Annotated in this window: 16 protein-coding genes and 1 pseudogene; 5 read left to right on the plus strand and 12 right to left on the minus strand. The window is 60.7% G+C overall.

The genetic code is table 11. The features are described from left to right. Positions 1-124: 124 nt before the first annotated feature. Positions 125-964 carry a glutathione-dependent disulfide-bond oxidoreductase gene (yghU, locus tag OO258_RS07490; RefSeq protein WP_266029542.1) on the minus strand — a complete coding sequence of 280 codons (840 nt, stop codon included), beginning with the start codon at positions 962-964 and terminating at the stop codon, positions 125-127. Between the two features lie 200 nt (positions 965-1,164). Here yghU and OO258_RS07495 point away from each other — a divergent pair, with 200 nt between their 5' ends. Beyond that, positions 1,165-2,211 (plus strand): alpha/beta hydrolase family protein, encoded by a 1,047-nt coding sequence (locus OO258_RS07495; protein ID WP_266029544.1) that lies wholly within the window; start codon positions 1,165-1,167, stop codon positions 2,209-2,211. Here OO258_RS07495 and OO258_RS07500 read toward each other — a convergent pair. The 4 genes and pseudogenes from OO258_RS07500 to OO258_RS07510 form a co-directional block, all read right to left on the minus strand. Then, entirely contained in the window at positions 2,173-3,366 is a 1,194-nt protein-coding gene (locus tag OO258_RS07500; protein ID WP_266029546.1) for an MFS transporter, read from the minus strand. The two genes, OO258_RS07495 and OO258_RS07500, sit on opposite strands and share 39 nt — an antisense overlap. 182 nt (positions 3,367-3,548) lie before the next feature. Beyond that, entirely contained in the window at positions 3,549-5,135 is a 1,587-nt protein-coding gene (locus OO258_RS07505) for an ABC-F family ATPase (RefSeq protein WP_016715632.1), read from the minus strand. A 32-nt stretch (positions 5,136-5,167) separates the two neighbouring features. Continuing rightward, positions 5,168-5,532: pseudogene (locus OO258_RS27475) on the minus strand (integrase). A 331-nt stretch (positions 5,533-5,863) separates the two neighbouring features. Beyond that, entirely contained in the window at positions 5,864-6,583 is a 720-nt protein-coding gene (locus tag OO258_RS07510; RefSeq protein ID WP_266029654.1) for an SOS response-associated peptidase family protein, read from the minus strand. A gap of 102 nt (positions 6,584-6,685) precedes the next feature. Here OO258_RS07510 and OO258_RS07515 point away from each other — a divergent pair, with 102 nt between their 5' ends. Both OO258_RS07515 and OO258_RS07520 read left to right on the plus strand, forming a co-directional pair. Then, positions 6,686-7,114, plus strand: coding sequence for a LexA family protein (locus tag OO258_RS07515; RefSeq protein ID WP_266029548.1), 429 nt, complete (start codon positions 6,686-6,688; stop codon positions 7,112-7,114). After that, entirely contained in the window at positions 7,104-8,378 is a 1,275-nt protein-coding gene (locus OO258_RS07520; RefSeq protein ID WP_266029549.1) for a Y-family DNA polymerase, read from the plus strand. The genes OO258_RS07515 and OO258_RS07520 overlap by 11 nt, the downstream gene beginning before the upstream one ends. Before the next feature lie 247 nt (positions 8,379-8,625). Here OO258_RS07520 and OO258_RS07525 read toward each other — a convergent pair whose 3' ends face one another. From OO258_RS07525 to OO258_RS07550, 6 genes are all read right to left on the minus strand, one after another. Continuing rightward, complete coding sequence (locus OO258_RS07525) at positions 8,626-9,186, minus strand: hypothetical protein (RefSeq protein WP_266029551.1); 561 nt, start codon at positions 9,184-9,186, stop codon at positions 8,626-8,628. Between the two features lie 47 nt (positions 9,187-9,233). Further along, positions 9,234-9,782, minus strand: a complete 549-nt coding sequence (locus OO258_RS07530; protein WP_266029552.1) for a PqiC family protein — start codon at positions 9,780-9,782, stop codon at positions 9,234-9,236. Between the two features lie 16 nt (positions 9,783-9,798). Beyond that, the gene (locus OO258_RS07535; RefSeq protein WP_266029553.1) at positions 9,799-11,454 is read right to left on the minus strand and encodes an intermembrane transport protein PqiB; all 1,656 of its coding nucleotides are present in this window, start codon (positions 11,452-11,454) and stop codon (positions 9,799-9,801) included. Beyond that, a complete protein-coding gene (locus OO258_RS07540) occupies positions 11,435-12,079 on the minus strand; it encodes a paraquat-inducible protein A (RefSeq protein WP_110742918.1) in 645 nt (214 codons plus the stop codon). Before OO258_RS07540 ends, OO258_RS07535 begins: the two co-directional genes overlap by 20 nt. Continuing rightward, positions 12,076-12,672: a paraquat-inducible protein A gene (locus tag OO258_RS07545; protein WP_266029554.1), complete on the minus strand. Its 597-nt coding sequence runs from the start codon at positions 12,670-12,672 to the stop codon at positions 12,076-12,078. Before OO258_RS07545 ends, OO258_RS07540 begins: the two co-directional genes overlap by 4 nt. Positions 12,673-12,877: 205 nt before the next feature. Next, positions 12,878-14,515 (minus strand): mechanosensitive ion channel family protein, encoded by a 1,638-nt coding sequence (locus tag OO258_RS07550; protein WP_266029555.1) that lies wholly within the window; start codon positions 14,513-14,515, stop codon positions 12,878-12,880. 425 nt (positions 14,516-14,940) lie between these two features. Here OO258_RS07550 and OO258_RS07555 point away from each other — a divergent pair, with 425 nt between their 5' ends. Beyond that, a complete protein-coding gene (locus OO258_RS07555) occupies positions 14,941-16,452 on the plus strand; it encodes a sensor domain-containing diguanylate cyclase (RefSeq protein WP_266029655.1) in 1,512 nt (503 codons plus the stop codon). 309 nt (positions 16,453-16,761) lie between these two features. Here the strand turns inward: OO258_RS07555 and OO258_RS07560 are convergent, their stop codons facing one another. Further along, positions 16,762-17,319, minus strand: coding sequence for a GNAT family N-acetyltransferase (locus tag OO258_RS07560; RefSeq protein WP_266029556.1), 558 nt, complete (start codon positions 17,317-17,319; stop codon positions 16,762-16,764). A 453-nt stretch (positions 17,320-17,772) separates the two neighbouring features. Between OO258_RS07560 and OO258_RS07565 the strand changes: the two genes are divergently transcribed. Further along, the gene (locus OO258_RS07565) at positions 17,773-18,141 is read left to right on the plus strand and encodes a hypothetical protein (RefSeq protein WP_266029557.1); all 369 of its coding nucleotides are present in this window, start codon (positions 17,773-17,775) and stop codon (positions 18,139-18,141) included. Positions 18,142-18,312 lie beyond the last annotated feature (171 nt).

The raw sequence follows: 18,312 nt of genomic DNA on the forward strand, positions 1-18,312 counted from the left end.
AGGTTTGCGCGGGGGCAAATGGTTTTATGCAGGCGGGCATTGTCGGGGGCTGAACCGCCCCCTTCAAGGACGACGCGGTCCCCCTGCAGGGCCGCGTCCACTCGCCTGGGCGACCTTGGACAGGTCAGTCCAGGTCTTGCGCCGCATGCCGCTCCGGCACCTGGCTGGCTTCATCGCCCCATGTACGGTTTACCCGGGTGCCACGTTGCACCGCTGGGCGCGTGGCAATTGCGTCGGCCCAACGCCGCACATGCGGGTACTCGTCCACCGCCAGGAATTCCGCTGCGCCATACAGGTTGCCGCGCACCAGCTCGCCGTACCATGGCCACACGGCGATATCGGCGATGCTGTAGTCCTCGCCACCCAGGTAGCGGCTTTCGGCAAGCCGGCGTTCAAGCACATCCAGCTGGCGCTTGGCCTCCATGGTGAAGCGGTTGATGGCGTACTCGAACTTTTCCGGCGCATACACATAGAAGTGGCCAAAGCCGCCGCCAAGGTAGGGTGCCGCTCCCATTTGCCAGAACAGCCAGTTCAGGCTCTCGGTGCGCGCCGCTGGCGAGTTGGGCAGCAAAGCGCCGAACTTGTCCGCCAGGTACAGCAGGATCGAGCCGGACTCGAACACCCGCACTGGCGGCTCGACGCTGCGGTCGAGCAGGGCGGGGATCTTCGAATTGGGGTTGACCTGGACGAAGCCGCTGGAAAACTGGTCGCCTTCGCCAATGCGAATCAGCCAGGCATCGTATTCGGCACCGGCATGGCCCAAGGCAAGTAGTTCTTCAAGGGCAATGGTCACCTTGACGCCGTTGGGCGTAGCCAGCGAATACAGCTGCAGCGGGTGCTTGCCCAGCGGCAGCGCCTTGTCGTGGGTCGGGCCGGCAACCGGGCGGTTGATGCTGGCGAACTGGCCGCCGGAGGCTGCGTCGTTGCGCCAGACCTTGGGTGGCACGTAGGCGTGTTTGCTCATGCATGAAGCTCCTCAAAGGCGCGAAATCGGTCACGTAAAGACGTGGACCTGCATCTATGCCACGGGTTCGACGCAATGCGCAAATGCACAGGGCGCGCGCACGCTTTGCATGACGCGGTTTTCATCCAGTTTTCATCCGGCACGGGGCAGGCGGGTTCTATGCTGGGCTCTCCCTTCGCCCTGCACGGAACCGCCGGCCGATGACTCTCCTTCGCAGCCTGATGGCGTTGGCCTTGCTCGGCGGCCTGTTGGCCCATGCCGAAGCTGCGCCATGGACCGTCGGGCTGCACCACATGACCCTGGCCGACCCGGTCGACCGCCGGCCCATGCAGGCGCTGGCCTTTTATCCGGCCGCTGGCCAAGCCCGCAGCACCCGCATCGAGGGTTACCCGCTGGAAGTGGCCGAAGAAGCGCCAGTCGCCATGGGGCGATTCCCGCTGCTGCTGCTGTCGCACGGCAATACCGGCAGCCCATTGGCCTTGCATTACCTGGCGACCTCGCTGGCGCGCCAGGGGTTCGTAGTGGTGGCGGTGGTGCATCCAGGCGACAACGCTCGCGACCCTAGTCGCCTGGGTACCCTGAGCAACCTCTATGGCCGACCGCTGCAAGTCAGTGCTGCCATCACTGCAGCCCGCGATGATGCGTTGGTCGGGCCTTACCTGAATGGCGGCAAGGTCGGTGTGATCGGCTACTCGGCGGGGGGTGAAACCGCGTTGATCCTGTCTGGCGCACGCCCGGACCTGGACCGCCTGCGCCAGTACTGCCTGGAGCGCCCGAACGACGCCGATGCCTGCAAGACCCACGGCATACTGATTGCCGACCGTAGCGAACTCGCGCCCGAGGCTGACCCGCGGGTGGGCGCCGCCATGTTGATGGCACCTTTGAGCCTGCTGTTCGGGCGCCATGCGCTACTCGGGGTTCACGTGCCGGTGCTGATCTATAGCGGTGACAGTGACCAGCTGGTGGCCGTAGAGCGTAATGCCGAACCCCTGGCCCGAAAACTGCCCATCACGCCGGACTACCGCTTGTTGGCCGGTGCCGGGCATTTCGTGTTCATGGCCCATTGCGATACCGAGCAGTCCGCGCGGATGCCGGTGTTATGCAAGGATGCCGCCGGCGTCGACCGTCGGCATATCCATCATTCGCTGCAACGCGAGACGGCGGCATTCTTCCGCCAGGCCCTGGGGGCGCCGGAGCCGGCTGAGCAGTCAGCTGCGGCGGGCGCGCCGCGACAACAACAACGTTAGACCCACCCCGGCCAGGGCCAGCAGGGCGGCCACACAGAAGATCGAGGCATAGCCCAGGTGCACAGCCACGGCCCCCATGACCGGCCCGGCGATGGCCAGCGCCATGTCGAAGAACACCGCATAGGCCCCCAGCCCTGCGCCGCGGCTGCTGCTGGGCACCTGCTTGATCGCCTCGACACCCAACGCCGGGTACACCAGCGACAGCCCGAACCCGGTCAGCCCGGCACCCACCAGCGCCCACGGCGGTGAAGGCGCAAGCCACAGCAGGCCAAGACCCAGTACTTCCGTGGCCATACAGGCGACTGCCACGTTGTAGCCCCCAAAGCGGTTGACCGCGTTGACGAACAACAACCGCGAAATGATGAAGCAGACGCCAAAGACACTCAGGCACCAGGCCGCGCCGGCCCAGCCGCGTTCAAGGTAGTAAAGGGTGACAAAGGTGGTGAGGGTACCGTAGCCGATCGAAGCCAGGGTCAAGCCCAGGCCGCACGGCGCCACCCGGCCGAACGCTGACCAGAACGGCAGGCGATCGCCGCGTACCACGACCACGTCGGGGCGCTTGCGTAAAACCAGCAGGGCGAGGGTTGCCAGCACCAGCAACGCCGGCCCCAGCACGCTGAAGTCCAGCACGTCCACGGCCAGCACCCCGAGGGGCGCACCAATGGCGATGGCGCCATACGAGGCGATACCGTTCCAGGAGATTACCCGGGCAGTGTGCTCCGGCCCCACCTGGCTGATACCCCAGCTCAGGGTAGCCACACCAATAAGCCCTTGGGCGATGCCCAGCAGCAAGCGCCCGCCTAGCAGCAGGGCCAGGCTCAGCAGTGGTGCGCTCAGGGTCCAGGCCGACAACAGCGTCAACACCCCGCAACTGGCAATCCCCAGCAAGCCAAAGCGGATCGCCTGTTTACCACCCAGGGTGTCCGCCACCTTGCCGGCGAATGGGCGGCTGAGCAGGGTGGCCAGGTACTGCAGGCCAATGGTAACCCCGGCGACCACTGCGCCGAAGCCGAGTTGGTCGTGCACGTAGCTGGGCAGCACCGCAATCGGCAAGCCGATACAGAGGAAGGCAATGAAGGTGTAGAAAACGATCGACAGGATCTGCAGGGTGATGTGCAGCGTGTTGCTGGCGGGGGCAGGTTGTTGCGCGGTCATGGGCTCTTTCGCGGGCGGGCGGTTGGGCGTGGTCCCATCATGGCCGTTGCGCGAAGGAAAAGAAAGCAGGCTAACGAATTATTCGTCGGGTAGTACCAGTGGGTGGGACTGGTGGTCGGTTCTTTGCAGGCAAGCTCGCGAAGAAGCCCGGCCACACACGGTGGCCAGGCTTTGCGCTGCAATCAGACCAACACGCCCTGGCTACGCAGGTAGTCATCGTAAGTGCCGCTGAAGTCGACCACGCCATCGGCTGACAGCTCGATGATGCGCGTGGCCAGCGACGACACGAACTCGCGGTCGTGGCTGACGAACAGCAGAGTACCCGGATAGTTTTCCAGCGCCAGGTTCAGTGCTTCGATCGATTCCATGTCCAGGTGGTTGGTCGGTTCGTCCATCACCAGCACGTTCGGCTTCTGCAAAATCAGCTTGCCGAACAGCATGCGGCCTTGCTCACCGCCGGAAATCACCTTCACCGACTTGAGGATTTCGTCGTTGGAGAACAGCATGCGACCCAACGTGCCGCGGATCACCTGCTCGCCGGAGGTCCACTGGCCCATCCAGTCGAACAGGGTCATGTCGTCTTCGAAGTCGTGGGCGTGGTCCTGGGCGTAGTAGCCCACTTCGGCACTGTCGGTCCACTTCACCGAGCCGGCATCCGGGGTCATTTCGCCGACCAGGGTGCGCAGCAGGGTGGTCTTGCCGATACCGTTCGGGCCGATGATCGCAACGCGCTCGCCTGCTTCAACCGTGATGTCGAAGTTCTTGAACAGCACTTTGTCGTCAAAGGCTTTTGCCATTTTCTCGACGACCACTGCCTGACGGTGCAGTTTCTTGGTCTGCTCGAAACGGATGAACGGGCTGACTCGGCTGGACGGCTTGACCTCGGCCAGCTGGATCTTGTCGATCTGCTTGGCACGCGAAGTCGCTTGCTTGGCTTTCGAGGCGTTGGCCGAGAAACGGCTGACAAAGGTCTGCAGCTCGGCGATCTGGGCTTTCTTCTTGGCGTTGTCCGACAGCAGCTGCTCACGCGACTGGGTGGCGGCGGTCATGTACTCGTCATAGTTGCCCGGGAACAGGCGCAGTTCGCCATAATCCAGGTCGGCCATGTGGGTGCAGACGCTGTTGAGGAAGTGACGGTCGTGGGAAATGATGATCATGGTGCTGTTACGCGCCGTGAGGATCGTTTCCAGCCAACGAATGGTGTTGATGTCCAGGTGGTTGGTCGGTTCGTCGAGCAGCAGCACGTCCGGGTCCGAGAACAGTGCCTGGGCCAGCAGCACACGCAGCTTCCAGCCTGGCGCTACTTCGCTCATCGGGCCGAAGTGCTGTTCCAGCGGGATACCCAGGCCCAGCAGCAGTTCACCGGCGCGGGATTCGGCGGTGTAGCCATCCATTTCGGCGAATTCGGTTTCCAGCTCGGCGACGGCCATGCCGTCTTCCTCGGTCATTTCCGGCAGCGAGTAGATGCGGTCGCGCTCGGCCTTGACCTTCCACAGTTGGCCGTGGCCCATGATCACCGTATCGATCACGGTGAATTCCTCGTAGGCGAACTGGTCCTGGCGCAGTTTACCCAGGCGGGTGTTCGGCTCGAGCATGACCTGGCCACCGGACGGCTCAAGGTCACCGCCGAGGATTTTCATGAAGGTCGACTTGCCGCAGCCGTTGGCGCCGATCAGGCCGTAGCGGTTGCCGTTGTTGAACTTGACGGAAACGTTTTCGAACAGTGGCTTGGAGCCGAACTGCATGGTGATGTTAGCGGTAGAAATCAAGTGCTTGTCCTGCGGGGGTTCCAGAGGTGTATTTAGGCCCTCGGGTCCGTTTTGGGCCAATGTCGGACCAATACGACTCGGGGCGGCAGGTTCTCCAGCTCCCTCCAGTCCAAGGAGGAGCTGATCCATTTCGCGCAAGTAGAGGGCACCATTTCCACGCTGTGGCCGAGCTGGTCGCAATGAACGGGGGTTCATAACAGGCATCAGGCACATGGTGGCTAGGTGTGGCGGGTGTCGTCCTGCCGGCGTTTTCGGATGGTCAGCGCCTTGAGCGCCGATTTTAGGCGGCGGATTGTAACACTTGGCTCGTTGAACCACAGCCCACCTTTGCGTCGTTGGAACCTGAAAGGGCTTACAGTTGGGCTAATTTGGAAGCCATACGACGAAGGGTCGCCATCCGCGGGGGGGAGGCGTTGGGCATGGGGGTGTCAGCCTCGATATTTTCAGCGTTTGTCAGATCGAGCGCCGCCCGCGCGGCGCATCGCGAGCTGCGCTCGCTCCTACATTTGTTTCGGGCCAGTTATTCCTGTGGAATTTGTGCGCGAACGCTTTGGCGCATGGCTCGGTATCGTGTCGTACAAACCAGGCGGTCGCGCGCGCCCGCACAGGCGTTACTGGCCCGAAACAAGCGTAGGAGCGAGCGCTAGCTCGCGATGCGCCGCGCGGGCGGCGCTCGATCTTGCAAGCGCCAACACTGTCATGACGAACACCTCCAGCCACACCCTAACTCAACGCCATAAGTTGCCCTGGCGGCCCTGCTCATCGAGAGGTTCAATCAGCTCCGGTCCTTGATTGCGGACATTGCCGACTGCTTTTCCTACCGGGAACCAGCGGAAATCCTGAGCAGGCCGGCATCCCGCTTCGATAATCTCCGCTGCGCGCTCGGGCGTCGTGGCCGGGTTCACCCATTCCCGGGCAACTTCAGGGGCCAGCACCAAGGGCTTTCTGTCGTGGATGTCGACCAGCCCCTGATCGGCTGCTGCAGTGATGATCACGAACCCGTCGCGCTCGTCCGGTTCAATGCCGTGGTGCACTTCGGCCAGCGCCGCGAAGAAGAGCGGGCCGCCGTCGGCGCTGGTGATGTAGCAGGGCTGCTTTCGCTTTGCGTCCGCTGGATCGACGATCCACTCAAACCAGCCATTGGCAGGCGCCAGGGCGCGGCCGTTCGGCCAGAGGCCTTTGAAGAACTTCCCCGTCGCTACCGTCTCGGCCCGGGCATTGATCGGATCCGGGCGTGTGCCTTTCGCCCAGAACGGTGACCATCCCCACTTGACGCGATCCACGCTCAACCCATCCGCTACCTGGCGAACGATTTCCACGCGCGTGGAGGGCGCTATGTTGTAGCGGTTGATCGGCTCATGGTCGTAACCATTGATCACCACCAGGTCCAGCGACAGCTGGCGCAGGTAGTGATCCATCGACTCATACATCGAGTACCGTCCGCACATTTTCCACCTCTCGCCCGTCAGAAATTTCATCACCCAGGATTGACCGGGCACCCGATGCCAGATTTACTGTATATGCATACAGTTTGCACTGGACCTTCCGTCATGACCATCACATTCCTGGGTACGCCAACCGGCTTCACAGAACCGCTACCGCTCTATGCGTTCCACGTCCCGGCCGGCTTTCCATCACCGGCTGCAGACCACCTGGAAGGCCATATTTCCCTCGATGAGCTATTCGACCTCCGGGCACCCCATGTGTATCTGGTGAAAGTGGAGGGCGACAGCATGCAGGGGGCAGGGATCTATTCGGGTGATATCGTCATCGTAGACCGCGGCCGCGAGGCCGAGCACGGCGATGTGGTGATTGCTGCCGTCAACACCGAGCCGGTCTGCAAGCGGCTTCACCGTCGCGATGGCGTGGTGATCCTGCAATCGGAGAATTCCGCCTACCCACCACGGTACATCATGGAGGGCGACGAGCTCGTCATTTGGGGCGTTGTGCGTTACAGCGTTCGCGACCATGCGCAGTGACCCGGTTTTCGCGCTGATCGACTGCAACTCGTTCTATGCGAGCTGCGAGCGGGTGTTCCGGCCGGACCTGGCCAAGACCCCGATTGTCGTGTTGAGCAACAACGACGGCTGCGTGATCGCCAGGTCGTACGATGCTAAGCCATACGTGAAGATGGGCGAACCGTATTTTCAGGCAAAAGACAAGCTGCGTCGACACGGCATCATGGCCTTCAGCAGTAATTACGCGCTGTACGGCGACATGAGCGAGCGTGTCATGACGCTGATCGAGTCGTTGGTGCCAGCCACAGAGGTCTACAGCATCGACGAATGTTTCGCCGATCTCTCCGGCGTCCAGGGCAACCTGACCCACTTCGGGCGCAAGCTGCGGGCCAGGGTCTTGCAGTGCACCGGTATACCGGTAGGGGTTGGAATCGCCCGCACAAAGACCCTCGCCAAACTGGCCAACCACATGGCCAAGCGCCTGCAAGCCCAGACTGGCGGGGTGGTCGACATTACCGAACCGTTCAAGCGCGACTGGGTGCTGCGCAACACCGAGGTGAAGGAGGTGTGGGGCGTTGGCCGGCGCATGACCGCCCACCTCGAGGCGATGGGCATCCATACGGCGATGGATCTGGCCAAGGCTGATGCCTGGACGCTGCGGCAGAAATTCAGTGTGGTGGTGGAGAAGACGGCTCGCGAACTGGCCGGCACGCCCTGCCTGGAGCTGGACGAGGTCGAACCGCCAAAGCAGGAGATCTGCTGCAGCCGCATGTTCGGCAAGCGCCTGACCGAGCTGGCGCCTATCAGGCAGGCCGTGGCCACGTACGTTGGCCGCGCGGCGGAAAAGCTTCGGGCCCAGGGATCGGTTTGCAAGCGCATGCGCGTCAGCATTCGTACCGGCATGTTCAACCCGGATGAGGCCCACCATGCCCAGGGCGCGTTGGTAGAGCTGCCATACCCTACCTGCGACACGCTGTTGATGACCCGGTTGGCCACCGATGCGGTTGGCCGGATTTTCAGGCCTGGGTTCCGGTACAGCAAGGCGGAGGTGTTGCTGATGGACTTGCGGCAACCGGGTGAATTTTCAGAGGACCTGTTTGCGCTCAAGCAGTCGGTGGCCTGTGGTCGACTGATGCAGGTGATGGATGACATCAACGGGCGCTGGGGGAGGGGGACAATGCGCGCCGCCAGCGTGCCGGCAGCCCCGGACTGGGGGATGAGGAGGGAGATGATGAGCCAATCCTATACGACGCGTATCGATCATTTGTGGACGGTCAAATGTTGAGCTTGCCATCGGCCTGGCTGGCCGAACTCAATGATCAGCCCAGACAAGGTCTCTGTGGGAGCGGGCTCGCCCCGCGAACACGGGCATAGCCCGTGCCAGACATCTCTATTTTTTGGGCCGGCCTCTTCGCGGGACAAGCCCGCTCCCACAATGGTCACTGCTGCCCTCACAGGCGACGTACCTCTGCCGCCAAACCCTTGAAAATGTTGAACCTGCCATCGGCCTGGCTGGCTCAATGCAGGTCTGCCTATGAGTTCAATGACACAGCGATATCGAATACCGACAACAGTAGATAGGCCAGTGTAAGAGGCGCATAGAGCCGGCGAGACTTTGCAAAGAATGCTGCCAGGGGCACTGTAATCATGACCAGATCCAATACTGCCCATAGCTGAAAGGGTGAGGCATTGAAGAGCAAGACATTGATCACGCTACCTAATCCGAGGTACATACAAGTCGCCAATAAAGCGTACCGCCCATCCTGCTCAAAGTAGACCTTGAGGCCGTTCAGTTCGTCCTCGCTGCGACTTGGAAGGATCAACGCCGCAGCGCTGAATAGCGCAAGGGTCAGACTGACCAGAAGCAGGAACTCGCCGAATGAAAATTCCTTCTTGATGGTGGAGAGGTCATTGAGGGCCCACCAGAATTGCAGCTGAAACAGAAACAGCGTGAAAGCCCACACAAGCGCTACCCAGTCTGGCCGGGCCGTGCGGCGGATCCGAAAAACGGTGATGAGGCCCAACAGAATCCTGGTTATGGACAAACCCAGCACCATCGAAAGCACAGTCACCAGAACGGTGAAGTTGGCCACGAAAGCCTCCTCGAATGTACGCTAGCGTTCGTAAAACAACGCAAAGTTCACTGGGCTGAAGGACAGCTGCTTTGGTCGCCGCTGGCCGCCCGGCTGATCAAGCTGGCGAGGCGTTTGACATTGTGCTGTTGTGCGCTCACCACGTCATCGATGGAAGGGCCGGCGGGCGTCTGCAGGGTGCTACGGCAGGTAAGCAGCTCACTGGCATCCGCCGCGCGCAGGCGCCACTTGACGTCGATCAGGCCGTACTGGCCGGGGATCGAATCAAAACGCTGCACCTCCAGCCGTACGGAGGCTTTGCGACGCGCGCCGGCATGGCTCAGTTGATCGGTCAGGGCACTGCGTAGCTCATCGGCCAGGCTGGCGCCCCACCATTGGGTTTCGAGGATTGCCAGGCCGCTGTTGCCCTGGCGGATGACCATTTGCGGCCGGTCCACTTGCGGCGGAACACTCAAGCCCTCGATGACAACATCCGCACCACCTTGGGCGTCGCCCGGTTGCGCGGGCGTCAGGGTGTGAAAGTGGATCGGATCGCTGCGGCAGGCGGCCAGCAGCGTACACGCCAACAGCAGGGTGATCTTGAAGGGTAAGGCCATGGCTCAGCTCCTTTGCTCAATTGCGCGGCGGCCCTTGTAGATCCATCGGCGCAGCGTTGTTGGGGCGCCCGCGAATCAGCGATTCGGGGTTGCGTCCCAGGTAATCCGAAAGCTCCCGCAGTGAGCGCGACATGCGCCCGAGCTCGTCGAGGGTTTCGGTCAGCTTTTCCCGTTGAGGAGAGTCTTCGGCCAGGGTCGAGTTTGCCGATTGCAGGGTCTTGCTGACATCCGCCAGCGTGTTCTGCACGCCAGGCAGGGTTTTCGAATTGAACTGAGCCAGGCTTTTGCGCAATTCCACCAGGTTGCCGTCCAGGTTGCTTGCGATGCGCTCCACCGGCAGTTTGTTTATCTTGTCGACCATTGCCTGCAGTTGCTCCTGCAACTGTTCGAGGCTGCCGGGGACGGTCGGGATCGCGATGGGCCTGGCGCTGGTATCGAAGGAGGCTTTGGGCGCTTTGGGGAAGAAGTCCAGGGCGATGTAAAGCTGCCCGGTCAAGAGGTTGCCGCTGCGGGCTTGGGCGCGCAGGCCGTTAGCGACGAAGGTGCTGAAAATCTGTGCAGTGGCTGCTATATCCTCAGGATCATGGTGAAGCGCTTTGAGCAGCTTCTGGTGTGCCCGACCAAGGCGTTGGGGGTAGACCACAATACCAACGTTGAGCGGGAAGCTGCGTTTTGCCTCATCGAAATCCAGATCGACCGACACAACCTTGCCGATTTCCACGCCCAGAAACTCGACCGGTGCGTCCACCTTGAGGCCTCTTAGCGCCTGGTCGAAACGCAGGGCCAGGTAATGCGCCTTGCCATTTGGTGGGGCCAGGGCTGTTTGCTGATCAGCGAACAGGTCGAAAGCTCTGTCTTCGGCGGCCGCGGTGTCGTTAGGGCTGTACTCCGGCGCGCGGAAGGCGATTCCCCCCACCAGCAACGTGGACAGCGATTCGGTCTTCACCGCGAAACCATTGGCGTCGACGTTCACATCAATGCCGCTGGCATTCCAGAAGCGGGTATTTTCGGTAACGTAGGCATCGTTCGGGGCATGGATGAATACCTCGATGCTGACGCCTTTGCCGTCGGCATCCAACGCGTAGGCTACGACCTGCCCAACGGGGATCTTGCGGTAGTAGACAGGGGAGCCGATGTCCAGTGACCCCAAGTCCTGGGTGTGCAGTGTGAAGCGTTTGCCTGGCTCACCGTAGGTAATCGGCGGTGGGTTTTCCAGGCCTTTGAATTGCCTGACACGGTTGTTGGACTGGCCGATGTCGGCGCCGATATAGTCACCGGAAAGCAGCGTGTCGATGCCGGATACGCCCCCGGCGCCGATGCGTGGCCGCACGACCCAGAATTTTGAATCTTCCCGGGTGAATCCTTCGGCCTGCTTGGCCAGCTTGACTGTGGCATTGACGCTCCTCTGGTCGGCGCTGAGCTCGACTTCGGATACGTGGCCGATGACCACACTGCGATACTTGACTTCGGTTTTATTGGCGGTAAGGCCATCCCCTGTCTTGAAGGAAAGGATAATGGTCGGGCCTTCCTGCATCTTGCTGTGGATGACCAATGAAAGGCCCACGAGCACGGCGACGATGGGGACGATCCACACCAGCGATACGCTGAACCTGCGAGTCTTGACCGGGGCATGCCCCGGATCTTGCGGTCCTTCATTGATGGATGGTTTCATCCATGGGCTCCTCGGAGGCTGGGCTTTCCCAGATCAGACGCGGGTCGAAACTCATTGCTGAAAGCATGGTGAAGACCACCACCAGGCCGAAGAACAAAATGCCGGGTCGCGGCTCGATGTCACCCAGGGCCTGGAATTTCACCAGTGCGGCCACCAGGGCAACCACCAGCACGTCCAGCATCGACCAGTACCCGATCAGCTCGACAAAGCGGTACAGCTTAGAACGCTCTTTACGCGCCCATTGGCTGCCACGTTGCACGGTGATCAGCAGCATCGAAAGAGCAACGAACTTGATGCCGGGTACTGCGATGCTGGCAATGAAGATAATCAGCGCGATGTCCCACGCGCCATGCTCCCAGAACTCCAGCACGCCGCTCATGATGGTGCTGTCGGCCCCATCACCCAACATCGTTGTGTTCATCACCGGCAACAGGTTGGCCGGCACATAGAACGCCAGGGCGGCAAGCATGTATGCCCAGGTGCGCGTCAGGGAGTTGGTCTTGCGCCGGTGCAAGGGGGCATCACACCGTGGGCAGTGGTGCGGCTCGTCAGTCATGTCGCAAGCCAGGCCACAGCTGTGGCACAGGCACAGGTGGAGCTGGCTGGCCGTTGGTGGCGGATTCATAGGATGTCCCATAACTCGCGGATGTCGCGCCCGGCGATGCGGATCATCAGCAGGCTGAGCACGGCCAATGCGAAAAGGCCGATGCCGGGCAAAACGTCGAGCATGCCGGCTAATTTGAATACCGCTACCATTGCGCCAAGCAGGCACACCTCGAGCATGCTCCACGGCCGCAATGTTTCCAGCCAGCGCATCGCCGGTTTGAAGCCAGGTGCGCGACGGGAGGCCAGAGCGAAGCTCAGTACCCATACCAGCAGCACCAGCTGGAACCCCGGGGCGATGATGATCGATATGGCTGCGACCATGGCCATGAAGGTGATCGGCCCTTGGCTCAGGGCAACCACCGAATCCCATAGTGTCGCGCTGTTCTTGAGGCCTTTCAGGCTGATGCTCATCACCGGATAGAAATTCGCGAACAGCCACAATATTGCCGCGGTGAACGTGAGCGCCAGGCGCTGCTGCACGGTCAAACCGTTGTAGCGCTCCAATACCCCACCACACCTGACACAGATAGTTTTCTGGTGCTTGCCGAGCGTGGATTTTTTATACACGCAATCGCAGTGCTCGCAGATAATCAACGCGTCCGTTGTCGGCATGGGCTCGCTCAATGAAATGCACTGATTCAGGGTCTAGGTGAATATAGAAGCGCTGGGGCATTCGGCAACTAATTCAGATTTTTTCAGCCGCCGACAGCAATGCGCCGGTCATCGGCTTTACCCTGTGCTATGCCATCTCGAATGTGCTGCTGGCGGTCTGTGGGCCGGTGATCATTGCGCTGACCACCCCCTGAGCAAACAGTCCTCAAGTGGTGTTTTCAGGCTTGGATGGGGCGGCATGCCACTGCTCCTTGGGTACCCATTTGGGTTGCTCCGGATCGCCGAGGTAGTGGGGCGACATGATCTGCACGCCAAACTCGTTGAACACATCCTGGATATTGGCGTGCAGCAGGCTCAGCAGCAACGCGCGTGGTCTGGGTTCTGAAGGGATGGCTTGGGCCACCAAGCGATATTCTGGGTAAAAGTCCGAAAGTGCCGTCTGGAATACCTGGGGTTGGGGCTCCTGCAACACGCCCTCGGTGCGCCGCGCCGCTTCCAGCAGCATCGCTTCGACCTGGCGCCAAGGCGTGTCATAGCCGATGGTCACAACGGTATCGACCACATAGCCTGGCCCTTGCACGATGCGTGAATAGTTCTTCGTGACCGAGCCGGTAATCATGGAGTTGGGAAGTGTCAGGACTTCGCCAAGCCCGGTGCGAATCGTCGTGGTGAACATGCCCACCTCGGTCACTGTGCCCTCGTAGTCGGCTACGCGCACAAATTCACCGACGCGCAGCGTGCGGGTGTAGGTGAGGATCAACCCCGCAGCGCCTTGGCCGATGACGCTGGTTGCACCCAGCGAAATCATCAGACCGAGCAACACTGACAGCCCCTTGAAAGCATCGGTACCTGACCCTGGCAGGTAGGGGTAGGCCATCACCAGCGCGAATAGCCAGATCGCCAGCGAAGTCAGGCGCATGGTCGGTTGCAAGGTTTCGGTGGTCAGCCACTTCAACGTGCCCGGGCGTGCCATGCGCCGTAGCACGCGCTTGGAGAAAGCGCTGATGCCACGGGCGATGAAGAAGATCGACAGTGCAACCGCCAGGCCGGGCAGGGCACGCAGAATGCCGCTGATCAGGTAGTCGAGCAGATCCATCAGGTGGATATTGAGGCTTTCACCCCAAGACCGGGTATAGGGGAACTGAGAGAGTACGAAGCCGAGCCACTGGTAGCACAGCAACAACAGTACCAACCAGTACAGCAGCCACAGCGAGCGGTCGATCAGGTAGTAGAGGTTTTGCAGGTCGAACAGTGGCGTGTGGCCGACCTTGAAACGCTCGGAGTGTTTGCCCATCAATGCAGGTAACAGCCCCAGGAGCTTGCGTCGACAGTAGCCTGCGGCCTTGGCCAGAATGAAAAAGATCAAAGTGGCTGCAGCGCTGTAGCCTATCGCGGTGAGCAAAAAGCGCAGGCTACGCGCCTGACGGGTTTCCTCCACAACCAAACGCAGATTCTCGGCCGCCTGCTCGGCTGCCTCGCCCGCTGTGATGCTATCGGCCGCAGCATCCAGTGGCGTCACAATGAAGGCACGCCGCCCGCCCAGCAGCACCAGGTAGCTGTGCAGAATAGGGTCGAGGCGGACCTCCAGGTCATTGGTTTCCTGGAGCGTGTCCTCGATGACCTTCTTGGCGCGCTGGGCACGCACCGCAGGTGTTTCGCCCAGCAGGGACGCACGAAACACCAACACCGTGCGGTTCATGACGGTCAGGGGGGCGGGCTCGGCAACGACACCCTCTATCTCGGGTACGGCCCCAGGTGTGTCCGCATGAAGCAGAGGGGAAAACAGCACGTGGATAAGCAGCGTCAGCCAAGCAACCCGTCCGAACCTGCGCTGCCTGCTCATTTATCAGCCTCTGTGCCTGCGAGTGAGTTGCTTCCAGCATAGTCGGCTTCAGGCAGCATTCAGTTGCCGGCATAAAGTCTTTGTGCACCTTTGATCTAGCCTCAATGATCGTGTTCCACGACGTCAGCCGAGGCACCGGTTTCGTCAGCCATGGCCCGGTATGATCGAGCGGCGCACAGTTGCGGGTAATCCGGGATTGGCTATGGTTAGCCCAGGCCAGCGGGCCTGCTGGGGAGGCAGTCAAGGAGAGGGCATGAAGCTGTCAACAATCGTAGCGGCGCGATGGCTTGAGGGGAGGGCGCGCAGCCGTGATTAACCAGCCTGGCGAACAGCAACCACCACCCGACACACAATTGGGCGGACCCCGCAGCTTGGCGAAGGTACTCGACTTGCGGCTGCTGATTCTTGGCCTGGTGCTGGTGGCCATGCTGGCGACCTTGGTCAACGGCCTGGTCACCGCCTATCGGGTGCAGCGTGAAGCACTGATCGAACACGCCTTGCTATCGAACAGCGCGTATGCAGCCAAGCTCGCATCGAGCATCGAGGAATTCATCCGTGGGGCGCAGAGCCATTTGCAATTCAGTGCCGAACGACTGGGCAGCCACTGGGGCAGCGCTGAAATCATGCATGCCGAGACGCTGCGACTGCAGCAACAGGACGCTGATTTCAACGCTATCATCATCGTCGACGCCACCTCCAAAGTCTTGGATGTGTTCCCTGACACCCTACAGATGAATGGCTCGACATTGGGCTCTGAGGCGGTCAATCAGGCACTTGCAGCGCGCCAACCCTACGTCAGCTCTGCCTATATGTCGGCTGCTGGCAACAGGGTGGTATTCGTTGCCGTACCGGTCTTCGACGCTACCCACCGCTTTGTCGGCATTGTGGGTGGCTCCATTTATCTGCAGCAGGAAAGTGCACTGCATACGTTGATCAGCCAGCACTTTTACCATGAGGGCACTTTTGCGTTCGTTGCCGACCGGGATCGGCAATTGCTCTATCACCCAGACAGTGCGCGGATTGGCGAAAAGCTTGGCTACAGCAAGACAGTCGACGCCGCGTTACTGGGCCGTAGCGGCTCCATGGCGGTGCGCAACTACAAAGGCATCCCGATGCTGGCGGGATATGCCCAGGTATCGGGCGCGGGTTGGGCAGTGGTTGCCCAGCAGCCGCAGGACGTAAGTCTGGCACCACTGAGTACGTTGATGCGCGACATGGTAATGGGCATGGTCCCGGCTGCGATCATCGGCATCGTCTTGATTGGTGCCGGTGCCCTGATGATCTCACGGCCCTTGCGTGAGCTTTCCAGGATTGCCGGCCAGCTGGCCGCCCCGCAAACCACCGAGGACCTGCGTCGGGTCAATGCTTGGTACCGTGAAGCAGCGGCCATTCGCCAGGCCATGCTGGCAGGGGTGCAGTTGCTGCAGGCGAAGATGGGCCGGCTCAACCGCCAGGCCCTTACCGACCCGCTCACCGGATTGGCCAACCGCAGGGCAATGGACGATGAGTTGCAAGGCTTGCAAACGGCCGGGCGAAACTACTCGGTGTTGTCGGTAGACATCGACCACTTCAAGCGGGTCAATGACACTTTTGGCCACGACAAAGGCGACTTGGCAATCAGGCAGGTCGCACAGACGCTTATGGAGCATTGCCGGGCCGCTGATCTGGCGTGCAGGGCCGGTGGCGAGGAGTTTCTGCTGATACTGCCCGACGCAGGCACGGATGTCGCGAACCTGATTGCAGAACGGGTTCGTGAGGCTGTCGCGAACAGCGAGATCCCGATCGTGGGCCGCATCACCGTATCGATTGGAGTGGCAAGTTGCGACGATGCCACCATGGCGTGCGAGACAGTTCTCAAACGTGCGGATGAATGCCTTTACCGGGCTAAAGAAACGGGGCGAAACCGAGTGGAATGCTTCGTGGGGGTGACGACCTGACAGGCACAGATGACCCAATGCGGGTGAATTGTTTATTACCCGGATGAGGTACCGCTATGGGTCGCTAGCCTCCGGACGCGGACGTCAGCTTTCGACCCCAAGTTGCCAGTGAGGGAGAGGTGATAATTGTGGGAGCGGGCTTGTCCCGCGAGGAGGCCGGCCCCAAAAATAGAGATGTCTGGCACGGGCTATGCCCGTGTTCGCGGGGCGAGCCCGCTCCCACAGAGACCTTGTCTGGCCTGCGAATCACAGGGCGAGCCAACCAGCATTTCAGAAACCCATAGCTGCCGATACCCGAACCGATGAGAACTAATGGCTGACTATCGACCGGCCAAGCCACTCAGCGCGTGTCATCTCCCAAATTTCGACGCGCATCAGCCCACAGACAAATTCACCTTCTCGTACGCCCACCAAGCGCATACCTTCAGATTCTGAGACCCTGCGGGACGCGTGGTTGGCGACCGCTTTAGGCACCTGCATGACCGGGCGCGACAATGTCTCGAACCAATACGCGTTGATGATCCTGCATGCTTCACGCATATAGCCTTTCCCCCACCACTGCGGGGCAAGCCAGAAGCCTCTGTTGTTACCAGGCTGTTCAAACAAACTGATGCTGCCAATGGTGCGCTCGGCATCGGTACGCAGGCGGATCATCCAATGCCATTCACGGCACGCGGCCATGGCCGGCAGGGCGACATCGCGCACATAAGCAAGTGCTCCATCTTCTGGGTACGGCCAGGGGACACGACGGTCCAGATAACGGACTACCTCCCATTGGGGAAACAACGCCTGGATGATGGGTGCATCCTGCAATCGGAGTGGCGTGAGAACAAGACGATCGGTGAACAGCGTCGGAAGGCAATCCATGGCATTTGTTCCTGGGCATCCTTGTGGGTGGCTTTAGAGGGTCTGCGATGGATTCGTCTGTGTCGAGCGTTATCTTAAGTAGCGATTTTGGCAGCGCTGGAACGGTTATTGCTGCGACCCAGGGAAATAGACCGAGGGGAGTACGCAGCAATGACCCAGGATGACCGCTATTACATGATCTTCAGCGTGGTTGCCGTACTGGCACTGGATTTGGCAGCTACCTTTGTGTTTCTCAATTTCATCGGCTAACCCCGGTTATGGGGAAAGCCCCGCGGCATCGGGGGCACTGGCACTGTCAGTTCTGCGCCACAAACATGACGCGAAACCTATATAGCCAACCGAGCTAATGGGCGGTTGTGATTGGGCAGTAATATAGGCCTACGAAAACTCAAAAAGGGCAGGTTATGTGGCAATCCTTTGCCGGACTTCGAGGGGGCGTAAGGAGTGTGTCGCGTGAAGAGCTCAAGATCGCTTGCAGGTGCAATACTGGTGTCGGGGTTCGTCATGTTGTTCATGGCGGGCTGCGCGCATGATCCTGATGTGCGTGGCAGCCATGACAACACCTCTGGCACTACCGCGAAAAGCCCACCCGCGTACCTGGGGTGTGTAAAAAGCGAACTTCCAGGCCATGTGAAAACTTACGAAGTCGAGGGTGAAAACTCGGTCAGGCTGTTCATCGAGAGTACCGACCCTGACCAGGCTGACGGGCTTGTCGAATTACGCAGCACGGGTACCCGCCAACAGTTCTCGGCCTATCAGCGTGATGCGTGGTATGACCATGGCAGGTTGCTGGATGCCGCACTGATGTGCTCAAAAGCATGAGGGGCCAGCCTTGAAGCACAAGAAGCCCGCCGTCGAGAGCGGGCTTTTTGTAGGCAGTTGAGTGACGGCTAATTGTTCGCCACGGCACTGGGGTTTTGCATTTGCCGGCTTCGCCCGCAATAATCCGCTCATTTGGATGGAGAACAGCGGGTGGAAGCAAGAAGCGTTGTT

This window comes from Pseudomonas sp. DCB_BI, assembly GCF_026240995.1.
GTDB lineage: Bacteria > Pseudomonadota > Gammaproteobacteria > Pseudomonadales > Pseudomonadaceae > Aquipseudomonas.

Bases quoted from the DNA above. Each gene is read 5' to 3' on its own strand.
- OO258_RS07550 (WP_266029555.1), bottom strand. From the start codon at position 14,515: ATGAGCAGGCAGCGCAGGTTCGGACGGGTTGCTTGGCTGACGCTGCTT.
- OO258_RS07540 (WP_110742918.1), bottom strand. From the start codon at position 12,079: ATGAATCCGCCACCAACGGCCAGCCAGCTCCACCTGTGCCTGTGCCAC.
- OO258_RS07560 (WP_266029556.1), bottom strand. From the start codon at position 17,319: ATGGATTGCCTTCCGACGCTGTTCACCGATCGTCTTGTTCTCACGCCA.
- OO258_RS07545 (WP_266029554.1), bottom strand. From the start codon at position 12,672: ATGCCGACAACGGACGCGTTGATTATCTGCGAGCACTGCGATTGCGTG.
- OO258_RS07535 (WP_266029553.1), bottom strand. From the start codon at position 11,454: ATGAAACCATCCATCAATGAAGGACCGCAAGATCCGGGGCATGCCCCG.
- OO258_RS07520 (WP_266029549.1), top strand. From the start codon at position 7,104: ATGCGCAGTGACCCGGTTTTCGCGCTGATCGACTGCAACTCGTTCTAT.
- OO258_RS07555 (WP_266029655.1), top strand. From the start codon at position 14,941: ATGCTGGCGACCTTGGTCAACGGCCTGGTCACCGCCTATCGGGTGCAG.
- OO258_RS07510 (WP_266029654.1), bottom strand. From the start codon at position 6,583: ATGTGCGGACGGTACTCGATGTATGAGTCGATGGATCACTACCTGCGC.
- OO258_RS07500 (WP_266029546.1), bottom strand. From the start codon at position 3,366: ATGACCGCGCAACAACCTGCCCCCGCCAGCAACACGCTGCACATCACC.
- OO258_RS07515 (WP_266029548.1), top strand. From the start codon at position 6,686: ATGACCATCACATTCCTGGGTACGCCAACCGGCTTCACAGAACCGCTA.
- yghU (WP_266029542.1), bottom strand. From the start codon at position 964: ATGAGCAAACACGCCTACGTGCCACCCAAGGTCTGGCGCAACGACGCA.
- OO258_RS07495 (WP_266029544.1), top strand. From the start codon at position 1,165: ATGACTCTCCTTCGCAGCCTGATGGCGTTGGCCTTGCTCGGCGGCCTG.
- OO258_RS07530 (WP_266029552.1), bottom strand. From the start codon at position 9,782: ATGGCCTTACCCTTCAAGATCACCCTGCTGTTGGCGTGTACGCTGCTG.